At 68.5% G+C, this 19,295-nt stretch carries 15 protein-coding genes; 8 read left to right on the top strand and 7 right to left on the bottom strand.

Annotated features, from left to right (window positions below; genetic code table 11):
• The first annotated feature begins 7 nt into the window (after positions 1-7).
• From dut to dxs, 5 genes are all read left to right on the top strand, one after another.
• Complete coding sequence (gene dut / locus V5D55_RS16480) at positions 8-481, top strand: dUTP diphosphatase (RefSeq protein ID WP_435745050.1); 474 nt, start codon at positions 8-10, stop codon at positions 479-481.
• The gene (locus tag V5D55_RS16475) at positions 474-1,061 is read left to right on the top strand and encodes a DUF3710 domain-containing protein (RefSeq protein WP_435745048.1); all 588 of its coding nucleotides are present in this window, start codon (positions 474-476) and stop codon (positions 1,059-1,061) included. Before dut ends, V5D55_RS16475 begins: the two co-directional genes overlap by 8 nt.
• The gene (locus tag V5D55_RS16470; RefSeq protein ID WP_435745045.1) at positions 1,058-1,828 is read left to right on the top strand and encodes a DUF3159 domain-containing protein; all 771 of its coding nucleotides are present in this window, start codon (positions 1,058-1,060) and stop codon (positions 1,826-1,828) included. The genes V5D55_RS16475 and V5D55_RS16470 overlap by 4 nt, the downstream gene beginning before the upstream one ends.
• 154 nt (positions 1,829-1,982) lie before the next feature.
• Positions 1,983-4,817 (top strand): aconitate hydratase, encoded by a 2,835-nt coding sequence (locus V5D55_RS16465; protein WP_435745043.1) that lies wholly within the window; start codon positions 1,983-1,985, stop codon positions 4,815-4,817.
• A gap of 155 nt (positions 4,818-4,972) precedes the next feature.
• Entirely contained in the window at positions 4,973-6,913 is a 1,941-nt protein-coding gene (gene dxs / locus V5D55_RS16460; RefSeq protein ID WP_435745041.1) for a 1-deoxy-D-xylulose-5-phosphate synthase, read from the top strand.
• 3 nt (positions 6,914-6,916) lie between these two features.
• Here the strand turns inward: dxs and V5D55_RS16455 are convergent, their stop codons facing one another.
• The 3 genes from V5D55_RS16455 to V5D55_RS16445 form a co-directional block, all read right to left on the bottom strand.
• Positions 6,917-7,609 carry an SPFH domain-containing protein gene (locus V5D55_RS16455; RefSeq protein ID WP_435745038.1) on the bottom strand — a complete coding sequence of 231 codons (693 nt, stop codon included), beginning with the start codon at positions 7,607-7,609 and terminating at the stop codon, positions 6,917-6,919.
• Between the two features lie 100 nt (positions 7,610-7,709).
• A complete protein-coding gene (locus V5D55_RS16450) occupies positions 7,710-9,179 on the bottom strand; it encodes a glycerol-3-phosphate dehydrogenase/oxidase (RefSeq protein ID WP_435745035.1) in 1,470 nt (489 codons plus the stop codon).
• The gene (locus V5D55_RS16445) at positions 9,176-9,784 is read right to left on the bottom strand and encodes a TetR/AcrR family transcriptional regulator (protein ID WP_435745033.1); all 609 of its coding nucleotides are present in this window, start codon (positions 9,782-9,784) and stop codon (positions 9,176-9,178) included. The genes V5D55_RS16450 and V5D55_RS16445 overlap by 4 nt, the downstream gene beginning before the upstream one ends.
• A gap of 20 nt (positions 9,785-9,804) precedes the next feature.
• On the opposite strand from V5D55_RS16445, the gene V5D55_RS16440 reads away from it, so the two are divergent.
• From V5D55_RS16440 to V5D55_RS16430, 3 genes are read left to right on the top strand one after another with little or no spacing between them, the layout of a single operon-like run.
• Entirely contained in the window at positions 9,805-11,439 is a 1,635-nt protein-coding gene (locus V5D55_RS16440; protein WP_435745031.1) for an FAD-binding oxidoreductase, read from the top strand.
• A 1-nt stretch (position 11,440) separates the two neighbouring features.
• Complete coding sequence (locus tag V5D55_RS16435) at positions 11,441-12,346, top strand: diacylglycerol/lipid kinase family protein (RefSeq protein WP_435745029.1); 906 nt, start codon at positions 11,441-11,443, stop codon at positions 12,344-12,346.
• Positions 12,343-13,974, top strand: a complete 1,632-nt coding sequence (locus tag V5D55_RS16430; protein WP_435745026.1) for a GMC oxidoreductase — start codon at positions 12,343-12,345, stop codon at positions 13,972-13,974. The genes V5D55_RS16435 and V5D55_RS16430 overlap by 4 nt, the downstream gene beginning before the upstream one ends.
• Before the next feature lie 109 nt (positions 13,975-14,083).
• On the opposite strand, the gene V5D55_RS16425 is transcribed toward V5D55_RS16430, so the two are convergent.
• The 4 genes from V5D55_RS16425 to V5D55_RS16410 all read right to left on the bottom strand — a co-directional run bounded on the left by V5D55_RS16425 (position 14,084) and on the right by V5D55_RS16410 (position 19,271).
• Complete coding sequence (locus V5D55_RS16425) at positions 14,084-16,225, bottom strand: 3-hydroxyacyl-CoA dehydrogenase NAD-binding domain-containing protein (protein WP_435745023.1); 2,142 nt, start codon at positions 16,223-16,225, stop codon at positions 14,084-14,086.
• Entirely contained in the window at positions 16,225-17,430 is a 1,206-nt protein-coding gene (locus V5D55_RS16420; RefSeq protein WP_435745021.1) for a thiolase family protein, read from the bottom strand. The genes V5D55_RS16425 and V5D55_RS16420 overlap by 1 nt, the downstream gene beginning before the upstream one ends.
• A 73-nt stretch (positions 17,431-17,503) precedes the next feature.
• Positions 17,504-18,697, bottom strand: coding sequence for an HRDC domain-containing protein (locus V5D55_RS16415; protein WP_435745018.1), 1,194 nt, complete (start codon positions 18,695-18,697; stop codon positions 17,504-17,506).
• The gene (locus V5D55_RS16410) at positions 18,690-19,271 is read right to left on the bottom strand and encodes a DUF3000 domain-containing protein (RefSeq protein ID WP_435745016.1); all 582 of its coding nucleotides are present in this window, start codon (positions 19,269-19,271) and stop codon (positions 18,690-18,692) included. Before V5D55_RS16410 ends, V5D55_RS16415 begins: the two co-directional genes overlap by 8 nt.
• Positions 19,272-19,295: the final 24 nt, after the last annotated feature.

Below are 19,295 nucleotides of genomic sequence, written 5' to 3'. Positions count from 1 at the left end.
TCATGGGGTGACCGATTCCGTTGATGTCCCCATTATCGCCGCTGTGGTCCCCGGATACGCCCACCCGGGCGACGCCGGCGCTGACCTCGTGGCGGCGGAGGCGGTGCACCTGGAGCCGGGTGACCGCGCTCTCGTGGCGACGGGCGTACGCATCGCGCTTCCCGACGGATACGCGGCCTTCGTCGTGCCGCGCAGCGGTCTCGCGGCCAAGCACGGCATCTCCATCGTCAATTCGCCTGGCACGGTCGATGCGGGGTACCGCGGCGAGATCAAGGTGAGCCTGATCAACACCGATACCCGCAGCGCGTACGATGTGGCGGTCGGCGATCGTATCGCGCAACTGATCATCATGCCCGTGACACGCGCCACGTTCATCCCGGTCGACGAGCTGCCGGACAGCGTCCGCGGCGATGGGGGATTCGGCTCCACCGGATACCAGGCAGGGCTCCACCAGAACGAAGCAGGACAGGCGAATGACTGACAACAACGACACGTCCCCGAAGGCGACGACCGGCAACCGCGCCACCGATGGCCCGTTCGACGACTCCGAGGCCAACCCGGTCCGTCCGTACATCGACCTGGGCGGGATCAAGATCCTGCCGCGCGAAGGGCTGAATCTGCGGCTCGAAGTGGAGGAGCAGTCCAAGCGCATCGTCGCGGTGGGCCTCGACTACGCGGATTCCTCGTTGCAGGTGCAGCCGTTCGCGGCCCCGCGGTCCGGCGGCCTGTGGGACGAGACGCGCGTACAGCTCCGCGATCAGGTGAAGGCGCAGGGAGGCCGTGTCGAAGAACGCGACGGCACTCTCGGCAAGGAGCTCCTCGCCGAGGTGCCCGCAACTGCGAGCGAGGGCTCCGGGTTGCGTCTGGCGCGTTTCATCGGCATCGACGGGCCGCGGTGGTTCCTCCGTGGCGTGATCGGCGGAGCCGGAGCATCCGACCCGGAGGCGGCCGCGAAGGTCGAGGACCTGTTCCGCTCGATTGTGGTCGTCCGCGGTGGTGCTCCCATGCCGCCGCGCGATCTGATCCCCCTGAAGATGCCGGCGACGCCGGGATCCGCGTGAGCACGCCCGAGCCCGGCGCGGAGCGCGGGCCGGACACGGGACTCGAGCAGGAGGAAGCGCGTGAGCAGAGCGCCTCCGACATTCTCGGGGCCGCACTCGGCACCGCTGCTCGTCGCGCGGGCCTCGACCCCTCGGAGAGTGCGACGACGCACAAGGTCGTCTGGTCGGCCATCGGCGGGTGGCGCGGCATCCTCGAATCCGTTCTCCCGAGTCTCGCCTTCGTCGTGCTGTTCACGATCAGTCCTGAGCCGCTCATCCTCGCCCTCGGCGTGTCGGTCGGCATCGCGGCACTGTTCACGATCGTGCGCCTGCTGCAGAAGTCCCCGCCGTCCGCGGCGCTCGGAGGGCTCATCGCCGCTGCTGCCGCCGCCGCGCTGGCCCTGTGGACCGGGCGCGGACAGGACAACTTCGTCCCCGGTCTGATCACGAATGCGGCCTACGGGACGGCGATCCTGATCTCGGCTCTCATCGGCTGGTCGCTCATCGGCCTCGCCGCCGGCTTCCTGATGGGGGAGGGCACTGCGTGGCGAAGCGATCGCCGCAAGCGCCGGGCCTTCTTCTGGTTGGGGATCGCCTGGTCGGCACTCTTCTTCGCCCGCCTCGCCGTGCAGCTTCCGCTGTATCTGACCGAGCAGGTCACCGCGCTCGGAACGCTGAAGCTCATCATGGGCCTCCCGCTGTTCGCCCCGCTGATCGCCGTCACCTGGCTGGTGGTGCGCGCGCTGTATCCGCGCGCGCCGCAGAAGGACGAAGCAGTCCAGGCGTGATAGATTTATCTTGACATCAAGATAAATTGCAGGCTTCCGCCCGCGACCTGCGAAGAGCAGACTGAGTTAGGTCCGCCTTGCTGGCAGCAAGGGCTCGCTGGCGAGCAAGATGGAGGCGCCTGTCGCTCCCATCCGAATAGAAGGAGACGGATCCGTGTCCACGGTGAACAGCTTCGGTGCCAAGAGCACCCTGACGGTCGGCAGCACCGACTACGAGATCTTCCGCATCGACACGGTGCCCGGTTTCGACAAGCTCCCGTTCAGCCTCAAAGTGCTCCTGGAGAACCTGCTCCGCACCGAGGACGGCGCCAACGTGACGAAGGCGCAGATCGAAGCGCTGGGTTCGTGGGATGCCGCGGCGGAGCCGAACACCGAGATCCAGTTCACGCCGGCCCGCGTTGTGATGCAGGACTTCACCGGTGTTCCCTGCATCGTCGACCTCGCCACCATGCGCGAGGCCGTGACCGCCCTCGGCGGCGACGCGAACAAGATCAACCCTCTCTCCCCGGCCGAGATGGTGATCGACCACTCGGTCATCGCCGACCTCTTCGGCTCGGAGAACGCCCTCGAGCGCAACGTCGAGATCGAGTACGAGCGCAACGGAGAGCGCTACCAGTTCCTCCGCTGGGGCCAGACGGCGTTCAGCGACTTCAAGGTCGTCCCGCCCGGCACCGGCATCGTCCACCAGGTGAACATCGAGCACCTGGCCAAGGTCATCTACGACCGTGACGTCGACGGCGTGCTCCGCGCCTACCCCGACACCTGCGTCGGCACCGACTCCCACACCACGATGGTCAACGGCCTGGGTGTGCTCGGCTGGGGCGTCGGCGGCATCGAGGCCGAGGCCGCGATGCTCGGGCAGCCCGTGTCGATGCTCATCCCGCGCGTCGTCGGCTTCAAGCTCAGCGGCGAGATCCCGGCGGGCGTCACCGCGACCGACGTCGTGCTCACGATCACGGATCTCCTGCGCAAGCACGGTGTGGTCGGCAAGTTCGTCGAGTTCTACGGCGAGGGTGTGGCCTCGGTCCCGCTCGCGAACCGCGCGACCATCGGCAACATGTCTCCCGAGTTCGGCTCGACCGCGGCGATCTTCCCGATCGACGACGTGACGCTGGACTACCTGCGCCTCACGGGTCGCAGCGAAGAGGCCGTTGCCCTCGTCGAGTCCTACGCGAAGACCCAGAAGCTGTGGCACGACGCCGCGGTGGAGCCGGTCTTCAGCGAGTACCTCGAGCTCGACCTCGGCACCGTCGTCCCGTCGATCGCCGGCCCGAAGCGTCCGCAGGACCGCATCCTCCTCTCCGAGGCGAAGGCGCAGTTCGAGCAGGACATCCTCGGCTACGCGACCGCGTCCACCTCGGACTCGATCGTGGATCTCGAGTCGAAGCACTCGTTCCCGGCATCCGACCCCGGTCAGGCGCCCGGCGACGAAGAGCCGAACACGCGACCGGTGCACATCAACAGCGGAGCTCCGGCGAACTCGTCGAAGCCCGTGCCGGTCACCACGCCATCGGGGGAGAAGTACATCCTCGACAACGGCGCGGTGACGCTGGCCGCCATCACCTCGTGCACCAACACGTCGAACCCGTCGGTGATGATCGCTGCCGGTCTCGTCGCCCGCAAGGCGCTCGAGAAGGGCCTGAAGCAGAAGCCGTGGGTCAAGACCACGCTCGGCCCGGGCTCGAAGGTCGTCACGGATTACTACGAGAAGTCCGGACTCGACAAAGACCTCGAGGGACTCGGCTTCTACACCGTCGGCTACGGCTGCACGATCTGCATCGGCAACTCCGGTCCGCTGATCGAAGAGGTCTCCGCGGCCATCAACGACCACGACCTCGCCGTCACCGCCGTGCTGTCGGGTAACCGCAACTTCGAGGGCCGCATCAGCCCCGACGTGAAGATGAACTACCTCGCCAGCCCGCCGCTGGTCATCGCGTACGCGCTGGCCGGTTCCATGCACTTCGACTTCGAGAACGACGCGCTCGGCAAGGGCACGGACGGCGAAGACGTCTTCCTGCGCGACATCTGGCCCACGCCGGCCGAGGTGCAGGAACTCGTCGACTCGTCGATCTCGCGTGAGCAGTTCATCAAGCAGTACGCGACCGTGTTCGACGGCGACGAGCGCTGGCGGAGCCTCCCCACCCCGGAAGACGCGATCTTCCAGTGGGACGAGAACTCCACCTACGTGCGCAAGGCGCCGTACTTCGACGGCATGACGATGGAGCTCACCCCGGTCAGCGACATCCAGGGTGCACGCGTGATGGCGACGCTCGGCGACTCGGTCACCACCGACCACATCTCGCCGGCCGGCAACATCAAGACCGGCACGCCCGCGGCCGAGTACCTCACCGCGCACGGTGTCGACCGCAAGGACTTCAACTCCTTCGGTTCGCGTCGAGGCAACCACGAGGTGATGATCCGCGGCACGTTCGCGAACATCCGCCTGAAGAACGTCATGGTCTCGGCCGTCAACGACGGCCAGGTGGTCGAGGGTGGCTTCACCCGCGACTTCACGCTGCCGGGCGGACCGCAGTCGTACATCTACGACGCGAGCATGAATTACCAGGAGCAGGGCACGCCCCTCGTCATCTTCGGCGGCAAGGAGTACGGCTCCGGTTCGTCGCGCGACTGGGCGGCGAAGGGCACGAGCCTGCTGGGCGTCAAGGCGGTCATCACCGAGAGCTTCGAGCGCATCCACCGCTCCAACCTGATCGGCATGGGCGTCGTCCCGCTGCAGTTCCCCGCCGGCGAGAGCTGGGAGTCGCTGGGTCTCGACGGCACCGAGGTCGTCTCGATCACGGGTCTGGAAGAGCTCAACAACGGCGTGACGCCGAAGACCGTCAAGGTCACCGCGACCCCGAGCGAGAACTCGCCCGAGGGCAAGCAGCCGGTGGAGTTCGACGCGGTCGTCCGTATCGACACCCCCGGCGAGGCGGACTACTACCGCAACGGCGGCATCCTGCAGTACGTGCTGCGCTCGCTCGTCTGATCGCTCGACCGAAGGGGCTCGGATCTCTGGATCCGAGCCCCTTCGGCGTGTCAAGCCCCCCTCGTTCACCGAGCTTTTCCGGGTGGGAGAGGTAGGATCGAGGAGACGTCCGGCGATTTCCCGGTCGCCCTGACGGAGCCTGTGAGGAGGTGCAGATGCCCATTCTTCCGAGCATCTCAGGACCCCGTGATCTGGACGCACTGTCCACCGATCAGCTGATCGAGCTCGCCGCGGAGGTCCGTGCGTTCCTCGTCGAGAACGTCTCCCGCACCGGTGGCCACCTCGGCCCGAACCTGGGCGTCGTCGAGTTGACGATCGCGCTTCACCGCGTCTTCTCCTCGCCGGACGATCCGTTCATCTTCGACACGGGTCACCAGTCGTACGTGCACAAGCTCTTGACGGGCCGACAGGACTTCTCCGGCCTCCGACTGCGTGGCGGCCTCGCCGGGTATCCGCAGCGCTCCGAGAGCGCACACGACGTCGTCGAGTCATCCCACGCCTCCAGCTCGCTGAGCTGGGCCGACGGCGTCTCCCGCGCTCTCACCGCGACCGGACGGGCCGACCGGCATGTCGTCGCCGTCGTGGGCGACGGATCGTTGACCGGCGGGATGACGTGGGAGGCCCTGAACAACATCTCCGACGACAACGACCGCAATCTCGTGATCGTCGTCAACGACAACGGGCGCTCCTACGCTCCCACCATCGGCGGCATGTCCCGCTATCTGAACAGGGTGCGGACCGCCGCGACATACAAGGACCTCCATCGCAAGTCGGATCGCCTGTTCCGCGCGTTCGGTCCGGTCGGACGCGCCGTGTTCCGAGGTGTCCGCGGAGGCACGCACGGATTCCTCTCTCGTTTCACCAACAACGAGGCGCTGTATTCCAATCTGGACATCAAGTACCTCGGGCCCGTCGACGGTCACGACCTGCCGATGCTGCTGGAGACTCTGGAGCTGGCGAAGTCCTACGGCGCCCCGGTCATCGTCCATGCGATCACCGAGAAGGGCCGTGGCTATCAGCCCGCCCGCGATGACGAGGCCGACCAGTTCCATGCCGTTGGACGTATAGATCCCGCCACCGGCGAGACGCTCTCCTCGGGTGGCCGCGGGTGGACAGATGTCTTCTCCGAGTCGCTCGTCTCCATCGGCGAGCGTCGCACCGACGTGATCGCCATGACGGCGGCCATGCTGCGACCCACCGGCCTCGCCCCGTTCGCGGAGCGGTTCCCCGACCGCGTGTACGACGTGGGTATCGCCGAACAGCACGCGGTGGCCTCTGCCGCGGGCCTCGCCTTCGGTGGCCTGCATCCGGTCGTGGCGCTCTACGCCACGTTCATGGGCCGTGCGTTCGACCAGGTGCTGATGGACGTGGCGCTGCATCGCGCCGGCGTGACCTTCGTGCTCGATCGGGCGGGGGTGACCGGTCCGGATGGGCCGAGCCATCACGGCATGTGGGACCTGGCGATGCTGCAGATCGTTCCGCACATCAGGATCGCCGCGCCCCGCGACGGTGCCCGACTGACCGAAGCCCTCGAGGAGGCTGTCGACGTGGATGACGCGCCGACCGTCATCCGGTTCCCCAAGGGCGAACTCGCCGCCGATCTGCCCGCCATCGAGCGGTTGGACGACGGCGTAGACGTGCTTGCCCGTGGCGAGTCCGAGGACGTGCTCATCGTCGCGATCGGTCCGTTCGCCGCTCTCGCGATGGACGTCGCCGAGCGTCTCCGTGCCCAGGGGATCGGTGCGACGGTGATCGATCCGCGCTGGGCGATTCCCGTCCAGTCGTCGGTGGTGAGTCTTGCCGCCCAGCACCGTCTCGTGATCACGCTCGAAGACGGCATCCGCGTCGGCGGAATCGGCACGCGGGTGCGTCAGGTTCTCCGCGAGGCCGGGATCGACACCGCGGTCGACGAGCTCGGGCTCCCCGACGAGTTCATCGACCATGCCTCACGCGACGAGATCCTGGCGGATGCCGGCCTCACGGCCTCGAAGATCGCGCAGGACATCGTCTCGCAGGTGCTCGGCACGCGGATCCCCGTGGCTCGACACGCGGGCGCGACCGGGGCGATCGACCTTCCCCTGCACGAGCGCCGCTGAGCGTCAGTTGAGTGCGTGCAGCGCGGCGATCGCATCGGGGGCGTCGTCGCTGCCGCGGATAGCCTGTGAGAGCAGGTAGCCGTCGGTCAAGGCGTCGCCGGTGATGAGGACGTTCACGACTTCCACACCGCACACCTCTCGCACCGTGGCGGCGCAGGCTTCGCGGACCTGCGCGTTCAGGATGTCGTTACCGGGGAGTGCGGCACCCTCCAGTGCCCGGACGGCATCGCGCAATGCGGCGGAGATGATGTTCGCCGCGCGTTCGGTGACGTTCACCACGTCGAGCTCGAACACCCGCAGGTCGCGACCCGACACGACCGGCCGCCATTCGAAGGACGCGTGCACGAGGTGCTGGTGGCCCGATGCCGCGGTGAGCTGCCGCGCCGGCAGGTCGGTCGCCCGACACCTCACGTCGATCAGCTTGTACCAGTAGAAGAGCGGGAATGCCCCGTGCGAGCCGGGCGTCAGCACGACGACCTCTCCCACTCCGGGAGTTCCCGCCTTGCCGGCGCGTGCGCGGCGGATGATGGGCTTCCCGTTTCGCGTGCGGATGGCCGCCCGCCCTTCATCGACGGTGACGATGAACAGCTTGAGAAGAGCGGGGACCACGAGCAGCGTCGTCAGGACCGCCGTCCCCGTCTTGAGAAGACTGCCCATCCCGCCGCCACTGCCGAACATGCTGAAGATCGCGTCCACGGTCCTACTCTGCCGCCGCCGTCCCCCCGAAAGGGCTTCCAGCGCCCCGTCGCTCCGGATGTTCACGTGGATTTCGCGGTCGGTTCGCCGGAGCGTCGTCTCAACCGACTTCTTCGAGCGTCTGCACCACGATCTCCTCGACTGACGCGCGGCTCCGATCGCGGTCCGCATCGACGAGACCGATCCGGGTGCGGCGGTCGAGCACGTCATCTGCCGTCATCGCGCCCTCGGCGCGCACGGCGAACTCGATCTCGGCGCGCGTGACGGGGACGCTCGGCGCGACGGGTGACCCCGCATCGGGGAGGGTGGCGCGCTCGAGCACGTCGTCCTCGACGAGGCGCAGCTTCGCCGAGCGGCTCGGGGGAGCATCGAGCGCGCGCGTGCTCGCGGCGAGGTCGACGGCATCCTCCGCCATCCGCCGGTAGGTGGTGAGCTTTCCACCGAGGACGGTGACGAAACCTCCGTCGGAGACCGTGACGAGATGCCGGCGTGACACATCGGCCGTGTCGCCCTCGCCGCCATCGACCAACGGGCGGAGGCCGGCGAAGCTCCCTCGCACCTGGTTTCTGCGGATCGGAGTGCTCACGACCCTGTTCAGGGTCGAGAGGAGGAAGGCGATCTCCGATTCGGTGGCCTCCGCGACGCGGGGGATCGGCCCGGGCGCATCCTCGTCGGTGAGTCCGACGATGACCCGCCCCATTGCCTGGGGAAGCGCGAAGACGTAGCGACTGATGGATCCCTCGTGCGGGATGGTCAGCGCCGCCGAGGGCGCTCCGAGATCCGCAGCATCCAGGACGATGTGGGTACCGCGGCTCGGACGCACGGCGATCGCGGCGTCGAGGGCACCCGCCCAGACGCCCGTGGCGTTGATCACGCTGCGGGCGCGGATGCGGAACCGCTCTCCGGTGAGGCCGTCGACCACGTCGGCCCCGTCAGCGTCCAGGCGTTCGGCGCGCACACGCGTGAGGATGCGCGCGCCCCGTCCCGCTGCGGTGCGCGCCACGGTGACGACGAGCCGTGCGTCGTCGATCAGCTGGCCGTCGTACGACAGCATGCCGCCGCGGAGGCGGTGCTCATCGAGCGCGGGGAACAGCCGCATCGCCGTACGCGCGGAAACGGGGCGCGGCACCGGCAGGACTGATCGCGGCGTGCCCGCCTGCATGCGCAGGAGATCGCCCAGAGCCATCCCGACCGCGCCCGCACTTCGTTGTCGCCAGGTGACTCCCGGGCGGAACGGCAGCAGCTGCGGAAGCGCACGGATGAGGTGAGGAGCGATCGTCGTCATGAGGAGATGGCGCTCCAACGCGCTCTCTCGTGCCGTCGCCACATCGCCGGTCGCCAGATAGCGGAGTCCGCCGTGCACGAGCTTGGAGCTGAAGCGGCTCGTGCCGAACGCGAGGTCCTCCGCCTCGATCAGAGTGACGCTCAGCCCTCTCAACGCCGCGTCGAGGGCGACGCCGACGCCGGTGATCCCGCCGCCGATGACGAGCACGTCGGTCGTGTCGAGCGCGGACCGCTCCAGCTCGCGTCGTCTCCGCGCCGGATGGAGGTCGGTCGACATCTCACTCATGCCCGCAGGTGACCGTCCAGCGCGGCGCGAAGCTCGCGCTCCCACGCGTCGTCGTCGATCAGCTCGGCGACCGTTCCGTGCGAGAGCACGGCGGATTGTGCGATCAGCAGCAGCATCACCGCGATCTCCTGTGGTCGCCCTCGGCGCACGGAGCCGTCCTCTTGGGCCGCGCCGATGGCGGTGGCGAGCCACTGCAGGATCATCCGCTGACTCGATCCCACGCGCTGCAGCGTGTATCGCGTGAAGGCCTCCGGCTCGTCGGCGAGCAGGCGCCCGTACACGTCGTCGCCCCGGAACAGCGCCGTGAACCTCATCACGTCGTCGACGAGCGAGGAGCGCGTTCGTGCGGGGGAGGGGAACTGGTCGATCAGGCCGATCACGCGCCGCAGCAGGGCGGATCGGACCACGTCGTCGGCGTCGCTCCAGCTGCGATAGATCGTCGGACGGCTGAGCTCGGAACGCCGGGCGAGCTCAGCGATGGTCACGCCCTGCACGCCGCGTCGACGGATCAGAGCGTCGGCGGCATCGAGGATCCGCGTCTGGGTCGCGTCCCATCGCGGGCGTTGGTCGCCGGGGACGAGGAGGTCGAGTTGACGTTCTTCCATGATGTGTCACACTGTAACCCATGACCGAGGGAAACGGCAGCGACGCCGGTGCAGAGCCGATGCGATGGAACGGCTGGGGTGATCCCGCCAGGGCGAGGGAACTGCCCTTCTCGGTGCGAGCCCTTCTTCCGCTGCTGCTCGGGCGCGTCCGGCGCCCCGAGCCGGCGATCGGTCTGGACGACGTCCGTGTCGCGCCGAGCGCGCTGAACGCCGATGATCTCGCTGCGTTCACGGCAGCGGTCGCCACGGGCCACGTCGACATCTCGCATGAAGCGCGGATCCGTCACGCCGGCGGTCGCTCGACGCCCGACCTGCTCCGACGTCGCCAGCACGAGCAGCAGGTTCCGGATGCCGTTCTGCGGCCCGGAACACACGAGGAGGTGCAGGCAAGCCTCGCCGCGGCGACGGATCGCGGCATCGCTGTGATCCCCTTCGGCGGTGGGACGAGCGTGGTTGGTGCGCTGGATCCCGAACGCGGGGCGCACCGCGCCGTGGTCAGCCTCGACCTTCGCCGGCTCTCGGGGCTGCTCCGACTCGACGAGACCGGCGGTGAGGCGGTGCTCGCCGCCGGAACCACGGGTCCGGATGCCGAGGCGTTGCTATCGGCGCACGGTTTCGAGCTCGGCCACTTCCCGCAGAGCTTCCGCTACGCGACAATCGGCGGGTTCGCTGCTGCACGGTCCTCGGGTCAGAACTCCGCAGGCTACGGGCGCTTCGACACGATGGTGACCGGCCTGCGCGTCGCGACACCGACCGGCGACATCGAGCTCGGCCGTTCGCCGGGCTCGGCCGCCGGCCCCGATCTCATGCGGGTGTTCCTCGGATCCGAGGGCATCTTCGGCGTCATCACAGAGGTGAAGGTCCGCGTGCATCCGATTCCGCAGGACCGCGTCTTCGAGTCCTGGTCGTTCCCGGACTTCGCCAGCGGCGCGGAGGGCCTCCGCCACGTCGCTCAGAACGGCGCGGGTCCGACGGTCATCCGCCTGTCCGACGAGGCGGAGACCGCGGTGAGTCTCGCCCAGCTGGGCAAGGTCGGCAAGGCGCTGGCGAAGGGCGCGAGTGTCGTGACCGTCTACGAGGGTGAGAACATCGCCGAGCGACGTGCGAGCACGGCGGCTCGGTTGGTGGCGGCGGGCGGCACTTCAGCCGGTCAGGGAGCCGCGGAGGACTGGCTGAGCGGACGCTTCGACGGCCCCTACCTGCGCGACTCGCTCCTCGATGCCGGAGTGTTCTGCGAGACGCTCGAGACGGCGACCACGTGGTCGAACCTGCAGACGCTGCGTGCGGCGGTGGAGACGGCTCTCCGAGAGGGTTTTGCGGATGCCGGTGCGAAGTCGTACGTGATGTGTCATGTCTCTCACATCTATCCGACGGGCGCCTCGCTCTACTTCACCGTGCTGGCCGGCATCCGGACGGACCCGCTCGCCGCCTGGGCGCCGGTGAAGGCGCGTGCGAACGATGCGATCATCGCGGCGGGCGGTACCATCAGTCACCACCATGCGGTGGGACGAGACCATGCTCCCTGGCTCGCTCAGGAGATCGGGGAGACCGGCATCCGCATCCTCACCGCCATCAAGCGCGAGCTCGATCCGCACGGCATCATGAACCCCGGTGCGGTGATCCCGACGGCCGCTGTGCGGGCGGACGGAGACTGACGTGGGGCACATCGCGCTGCTGTCGAACCCGTTCGCGGGAAAAGGGCGTGGCCGCGCGGCTTCGGAGCTGGCCGTCGCCCATCTGCGTTCCCGCGGGGCGGACGTCCGCGTGTACTCCGGTGACTCCGCCGAGGCGACGACGAGGCTCGCCTCGCGCGCCCTCGATGCGCACCCTGATGGTCTGGTCGTGATCGGGGGCGACGGTACGCTCTCCGGCATCCTCGATCTCGTGTGCGCAGCATCCGTCCCTGTGACGCTGGTGCCGGCAGGCACCGGCAACGACCTCGCCCGTGCCCTCGACCTGCCACGGCACGATGTCACGGCTGCTGCGGAACTCGCGCTCTCGGGTCGTCCGGCCACGATCGACGTCGGCGAGGTACGCACGCCCGAACGCGTCGCACTCTTCCTGACCGTCGCGGCCCTGGGCTTCGACGCCAAGGTGAGCGACCGCACCAATCGGCTGAAGTGGCCGCACGGTGCGCTGCGGTACTACCTGGCTCTGGTCATCGAACTCGTGCGACTCCGGCCCCTCCGCTTCACCGTCAGCGCCGATGGTGAAGCCGAGAAGACGTTCCTCGGCACCCTCGTGGCGGTGGGCAACACGTCGAGCTACGGCGGGGGGATGCCGGTGTGCGTCGGCGCCGCGGCCGACGACGGCCTGCTCGATCTCGTCCAGGTGGCGCGCGTGGGCCGCCTTCGTCTTCTCCGCCTCTTCCCGCTCCTGCTCACCGGACGCCACCTCGCGCGTCGAGAGGTGAGCCACCGCCGCGCCCGCACGGTGACCGTGAGTGCGCCGGGACTCGTCGTGTACGCGGACGGTGAGCGCCTCGGCGAGGGCGAGTGCACGATCTCCGTGCGTGCTGCCGCTCTGACAGTGATGGTACCGGCGGGCGGGACGCGACCATGAGCGCCTTCGATGAGGACGTGGTGGTGATCGGATCCGGTTTCGGCGGCTCCGTCGCGGCTCTGCGCCTCGTCGAGAAGGGCTATCGGGTCAGGGTGTTCGAGGCAGGGCGCCGCTTCGAGGACGAGGATTTCGCGAAGACCAGCTGGAACGTCCGGCGCTATCTCTGGGCGCCGGCGGTCGGCTGCTTCGGCGTCCAGCGCATCCACCGCCTGCCGCACGTGATGATCCTCGCCGGCGCCGGCGTGGGAGGCGGATCCCTCAACTACGCGAACACCCTCTACCAGCCGGGTGCGGCGTTCTTCGCGGACCGGCAGTGGGCCGGCCTCGCCGACTGGGAGTCCGAGCTCGCACCGCACTACGCCACGGCTAAGCGGATGCTGGGAGTCGTCGAGCATTACCCCCACAGCGGACCGGTGGAGCGGATCATGGCCGGCGCCGCTGACGACCTCGGCGTCGGCGGCACCTTCCGCCATGCGCCGGTCGGCGTCTGGTTCGGGATGCCGGGGGAGCGCATCGCTGATCCGTTCTTCGACGGTGAGGGACCGGATCGCACCGGGTGCACGCTGTGCGGCAACTGCATGGTCGGATGCCGGGTCGGCGCGAAGAACACTCTGATGAAGAACTACCTGGCCCTCGCGGAGCGCCGTGGCGCGGTCATCGAGCCGCTGCGCACGGTGACAGAGGTCCGGGCGCTCGACACTGGCGGCTTCGCCGTCACGACCCAGCGCAGTGGCGCCTGGTTCCGCCACGACCGGAGAACCGTGACGGCGGGGCAGGTGGTGCTGGCTGCAGGCACATGGGGCACGCAGCAGCTCCTGCACCGGATGAAGCACTCCGGTGCCCTCCCGCAGGTCTCGGAGGCCGTCGGGAAGCTGACGCGCACCAACTCCGAGGCGTTGGACGGCGCCGTCGCGACGAGGGTGCCTGAATCGTTGGAGCTGGCCCGAGGGGTGGCGATCACCACCTCCTTCCACGTGGACGAGCGGACGCACGTCGAGAACGTCCGCTACGGACCGGGGTCGAACCTGATGGGAGCGCTCGCGACGGTGATGGTGTCCGGCGATCGCTCGCTCGCGCGGCGTCTCGGCAGCGTGGTCGCCCGCGCCGTGCGGTCGCCGATCCGCCAGTTCCGCCTGGGCTCGCTCCACCGATGGAGCGAGCGCGGAATCATCGCCCTGGTCATGCAGACGGCAGACAACTCGCTGACGCTGTCGTTGCGGCGACGCCGTGGGCGCCTCGTGATGACGAGCGAACAGGGGCATGGCGAGCCCAACCCGAGCTTCCTCCCGCAGGCGCATACGGCGGCGGCGGCGATCGCGGCGCGCGTCCAACAGGAAGGCGGCGTGCCCGCGGAAGCCCGCGGATCCTGGCCCGAGGTGTTCGGCATCCCGCTCACCGCGCACTTCCTCGGCGGGGCGGTGATCTCCGCGTCACGCGACAGCGGCGTGGTCGACGCCTACCACCGCGTATGGGGGCATCCGGGCTTGCACGTCGTCGACGGTGCTGCCGTGCCGGCGAACCCGGGCGTCAATCCGTCGCTGACCATCACCGCCCTCGCGGAGCGGGCGCTGTCGCACTGGCCTCGTCGGGGCGAAGAGGACCGGAGACCCGGTCAGTCCGAGAGCTGATCTTCGGGGGTGGAGCCTGTTCGACACCGTCGGCCTCCAGCGCACGACGAAGCGCCCCATCCGAATCGCGAACGATCCGGACGGGGCGCCTCGCGGTGCGGCCTCGCGGTCAGCGGCTCTCGATGCCGCGGATCTGCGGGGTGTGGAACGATGCGCCGAACGCCCGCTCCGAGGCGCCCTCTCGGTCGAGGTACGGCGATGCGCCGCCATCGATGAACGGCCAGCCGGCCCCGAGGATGAGGCACAGGTCGATGTCCTCGACCTCGGGTACGACACCCTCGTCGAGCATCAGCTTGATCTCCGTCGCCAGGCCATCCTGCACGCGCTGCAGAATGGTGGAGGCGGATGCCGGTGCCTTGCCGACGACCGGCTTCAGCAGCTTTTCGGCCTGCTTCGTCCAGCCGGTGACGCGGCCGCCCTTGTCCTTTTCGACCACGGCATCCAGCTCGGCGAGAGCGTGGAAGTTCTCGTTCGCGTAGAAGCGGTCGGGGAACGCATGCACCATCGTGTCCTGTACGTGGGCTGCGACCTTCCAGCCGACCAGGTCGATCAGCTGGAACGGTCCCATCGGAAGGCCGAGTGGACCGAAGGCCTTCTCGACGTCGGCGATCGGGGTGCCCTCGTAGACGGCTCGCGCCGCCTCGCCCATGACCTTGGCCAGCAGTCGGTTCACGACGAAGCCCGGCGCGTCAGCGGTGAGCACCGCGTTCTTGCCGAGGTTCTTCGCGACCACGAATGCGGTCGAGAGCGCAGCATCCGCCGTCGTCGGGGTCTTCACGATCTCGATCAGCGGCATCACCGCGACCGGGTTGAAGAAGTGGAACCCGACGAGACGCTCGGGGTGCTCCAGTTTCGAGCCGATCTCCTCGACCGAGAGCGACGAGGTGTTCGTCGCGAGGATCGCGTCTTCGGCGATGATCTTCTCGATCTCGCCGAACACCTGCTGCTTCACACCGACCTCTTCGAACACGGCCTCGATCACGAAGTCGCAGTCTGCGTAGAGGCTCTTGTCGGTCGTGCCGGTGACGAGGGCGCGCAGCTTGTTCGCCGAGTCGGAGTCCAGGCGGCCCTTGGCCTCGAGCTTGCCGATCTCCTCATGGATGTACGCCACGCCCTTGTCGACGCGTGCCTGATCGAGGTCGGTGATCAGCACCGGCACCTGCAGCTTGCGCACGAACAGCAGAGCGAACTGGCTCGCCATGAGGCCCGCGCCGATGATGCCGACCTTGGTGACCTTCTTCGCGAGTTCCTTGTCGGGAGCTCCGACGGGACGCTTCGCGCGCTTCTGCACGAGATCGAACGCGTACATCGACGCGGCGAACTGGTCGCCGGTTACGAGCTCGGCCAGGGCCTCGTCTTCGCGTGCGAAGCCTTCGGCCTTGGTGCCGCTCTTGGCCTTGTCGAGCAGGTCGAGCGCCGCGTACGGCGACTTCGGCATGGTGCCGATCTTCGACTCCAGCATCCCGCGAGCCATCTTGATGGCGATCGGCCACTTGGTGAGGCGTTCGATCTTGCCCGGCTCGTTCTTGCGCTCGACCTTCTTGCCGCCGAGGACCGCGTCGGCCCAGGCCAGCGAGTTCTCGAGGTAGGTGGCCGCGGGGAAGATCGCGTCGAAGATCCCGAGGTCGAACGCCTGCTGCGGCTTCAGCATCCGGTTCTGCTTGAGCGGGTTCGAGATGACGACCTCGAGGGCGTTCTCGATGCCGATGAGGTTCGGCAGCAGGTAGGCGCCGCCCCACCCCGGGATGATGCCGAGGAAGACCTCGGGCAGTGCGACGGCGGCAGCGGATGCGTCGACCGTCCGGTACGACGAGTTCAGCGCGATCTCCAGGCCGCCACCGAGCGCGAGGCCGTTGACGAAGGCGAACGACGGAACACCCAGCTCTGACAGCTTGCCGAGCACCTTGTGACCGAGCTGGGCGATGAGTCGCGCGTTGTCACGGGAGCCGACCTTGCTGATGTCGGAGAGATCCGCGCCGGCGGCGAGGATGTACTGCTTGCCGGTGATGCCGACGGCCTGGATCTCGCCAGAGGCCGCGCGTGCGCGAAGTCCGTCGAGGGTCTCGCCGAGCTCGGCGAGCGTGGCCGGGCCCAGGGTGTTGGGTCGGTTGTGATCGCGCCCGTTGTCGAGCGTGATCAGGGCCAGGACCTTGCCGGAGGCGAGGCGGATGTCGCGCACGGGGGAGTGCGTGATGACCTCTCCCTCGGTGAGAGCCTGGATGGGCGAGAAGTCGACGTCGTCGTAGCTCACTACTTCTTCTTCTTTCCGTCGAAGTGCGGGTTCTCCCAGATGACCGAGCCGCCCTGGCCGAGTCCGACGCACATGGCGGTCAGGCCGTAACGGACGTCGGGGCGTTCCGCGAACTGCGCCGCGAGCTGGATCATCAGGCGGACGCCCGATGCGGCGAGCGGGTGTCCGAGTGCGATCGCGCCGCCCCACTGATTGACACGGGGGTCGTCGTCGGCGATGCCGAAGTGGTCGAGGAGCGAGATCACCTGGACCGCGAACGCCTCGTTGAGCTCGAACAGGCCGATGTCGGCGATCGTGAGGCCCGCCTTCTGCAGGGCCTTCTCGGTCGACGGGATCGGGCCGATGCCCATGATCTCGGGCTGGACGCCGGCGAAGGCGAACGACACCATGCGCATCTTCGGCGAGAGACCGAGTTCCTTCACCGCACCGCCACCGGCGAGCAGCGACATGGTCGCGCCGTCGGTGAGCGGCGAGGACGTGCCGGCGGTGACACGACCGTGCGGACGGAACGGCGTCTTCAAAGCGGCCAGGTCTTCCATCGTCGTCTGCGGGCGACGACCCTCGTCCTCGGTGGCGAGACCCCAGGCGCCGTCAGCACCCTTGATGGCCACAGACACCAGGTCGGGCTGGATCTTGCCGGCGTCGTACGCGGCCTGCACCTTGTGCTGGCTGAGCATGCCGTACCGGTCCGAGCGCTCCTTGGTGAGGTGCGGGAATCGGTCGAAGATGCGCTCGGCCGTGACGCCCATGTTCAGTGCGCCGGGGTCGACCATCTTCTCGGCGACGAATCGCGGGTTCGGGTCGGCGTTGCCGCCGATCGGGTGGTGTCCCATGTGCTCGACGCCGCCGGCGAGGGCGAGGTCGTACATGCCCACTCCGATCGATGCGCCCATCGTCGTCACGCTGGTCATCGCGCCGGCGCACATGCGCTCGACAGCGAGTCCGGGGACCGTCTGGGGGAGTCCGGCGAGGATGGCCACCGAGCGTCCGAGGGTCAGTCCCTGGTCGCCGGTCTGGCTCGTCGCGGCGATCGCGACATCGTCGATGCGGTCGGCTGGGACGGCGGCGTTCCGCTCCATCAGGCCGATGGTCGCCTTGACGGCGAGGTCATCTGCGCGGGTGTTCCAATACTGGCCCTTTTCGCCGGCGCGCCCGAAGGGGGTGCGCACTCCATCGACGAAGAAGACGTCCGAGATCTCGGCCACTCTGCCTCCAAGTTTGTGCGGTCGCCTCAGTCTAGGAAGGCGCCGAAACCGGGAAGAATCGGTTGGATCGAACCTACGAAGCGTCCGCGGGCGTGGTGTCAGGCGATTGCACCGCATCTACAAAGGCATCTGCGATCTTCTGTGCGGTCTGTGCAACCTGCCAGGGTCGAGCGCCGAGCACGGAGAGCGCGTCGCCGATGTCCTCTGCGGTCTCACCCGGGACGTCCCAGGCCACGCGGCGCAGGAACTCCGGCGTGAGGAGGTTCTCGGTGGGCATGCCCAGTTCCTCGGCCACGGCCTCGACGACGGGGCGGGCCGCCTTGAGTCGGGCATCGGCCTCAGGATTGCGGTCCGACCACGCCCGAGGAGGAGGAAGCGTGTCGCTCGGCACGCGTTCGCGCGGGAGCTCTTCCGTCGCACGGCCGTCGACGATCGCCTGCCACCACCGGTCCAGCTGGGTGCGGCTCGCGCGCCCCTGGAACTCCTTGATGCCCGCCAGAGCCTGCTTGGACTGCGGGTTCGCCATCACGGCCGCGACGAGGGAGCGGTCGGGGACGAGCCGGCCGGGAGAGACGTCCTGGTCCTGTGCGAACGACTCCCGTGCCTGCCACAGCGAACGGGCGACGGCGAGGTTGCGGGCTCCGCGGACCTGGTGCAGTCCGCTCAAGCGGCGCCAGGGATCCTCACGCGGCGGCTTGGGCGCACGAGAGAGCGTCGCCGCGAACTCCTCCGCCGCGAACGCCGTCTTGTCCTGCTCCTCGAGCTCGGCGACGAGGGCGTCGCGGACATCGATCAGGTGCAGCACGTCGAGCGCGGCGTAGTCCAGCCAGGAGTCCGGAAGCGGACGCGTCGACCAGTCCGACGCCGAGTGCTCCTTCTTCAGGATGATCCCCAGTGTGTCTTCGACGACGGCGCCGAGACCGACGCGCTCGTGTCCCAGGAGGCGTGAGGCCAGCTCGGTGTCGAAGATCGTCGGCGGCTCGAGGTGGAGCTCGCGCAGTGACGGCAGGTCCTGGCTGGCGGCGTGCAGCACCCACTCCAGCTCTCCGATCGCGTCCTGCAGCGGCGCGAAGTCGCCGATCTCCGGCGGATCGAACAAGAAGACGCCGGCGTCACGGCGGAAGACCTGAACCAGGTACGCACGCTGCGAATAGCGGAATCCGGATGCGCGCTCGACGTCGACAGCGACGGGACCTGAGCCCGCGGCGAGCCCGGCGCACGCGGCGCGGAATTCGTCAGCATCCGAGATCACGGAGTATTCAGTCACGTACAGCCTTTCGCGCGCCGATCACGGCGATGCCCTCGGAACCGGGCGGAAGCCCCGCCAGCATTCCGACCAGCTCGGCCCATGCTTCGACGTGCGGTCGGAAGGGGCCATCCGGAGTCCAGGACGCCCGCAATTCTATCTGTGCGCCGTCGCCTTCCACGGCGAGGCCGCCGAATCCCCTCGACAGCGTCTTGGTGGAGGTGCCGGATGCCGAGTGGTAGACCGCGTCTCGGGAGTCGAGCGCGTCGACCAGCCAGGACCACGTGACGTCTGCCAGTAGGGGATCGGTGCCGATGTCGTTCTCCAGTGGAGCCTGCGCGAAGATCACGATGCGCCAGGCTCCGCCCCAGGCTCCCGGCTCGTCCGGATCGTGCAGCAGCACGAAACGTCCGGTGCCGTAGACGGACTCGCCGTCGCCGTCGGGACGCACGTCGGCGGCGAGCGCGATGGCGAAGGGGGCGAGGCCCTGTGGCGTCGCGATCTCGCGCACCGTGATGTCGTCGCGGAACGCGGTCTCGCGTAATTCGGCCGTCGCGCTCTCGAAAGGGGTCCCGGCATCGGGGTGTGCGGTCACGGCAACAGGCTAGAGTCAGGAAGC

This window comes from Microbacterium sp. PMB16, assembly GCF_051294855.1.
Classification (GTDB): Bacteria; Actinomycetota; Actinomycetes; order Actinomycetales; family Microbacteriaceae; genus Microbacterium.
Note: the sequence above shows the minus strand (reverse complement) of the source record. Positions and strands in the feature narration are given on the sequence as shown.

Excerpts from the sequence above, each read along its gene's own strand:
- V5D55_RS16445 (WP_435745033.1), bottom strand. The coding sequence starts at position 9,784 with ATGGAAGAACGTCAACTCGACCTCCTCGTCCCCGGCGACCAACGCCCG.
- V5D55_RS16430 (WP_435745026.1), top strand. The coding sequence starts at position 12,343 with ATGAGCGCCTTCGATGAGGACGTGGTGGTGATCGGATCCGGTTTCGGC.
- V5D55_RS16450 (WP_435745035.1), bottom strand. The coding sequence starts at position 9,179 with ATGAGTGAGATGTCGACCGACCTCCATCCGGCGCGGAGACGACGCGAG.
- dxs (WP_435745041.1), top strand. The coding sequence starts at position 4,973 with ATGCCCATTCTTCCGAGCATCTCAGGACCCCGTGATCTGGACGCACTG.
- V5D55_RS16475 (WP_435745048.1), top strand. The coding sequence starts at position 474 with ATGACTGACAACAACGACACGTCCCCGAAGGCGACGACCGGCAACCGC.
- V5D55_RS16440 (WP_435745031.1), top strand. The coding sequence starts at position 9,805 with ATGACCGAGGGAAACGGCAGCGACGCCGGTGCAGAGCCGATGCGATGG.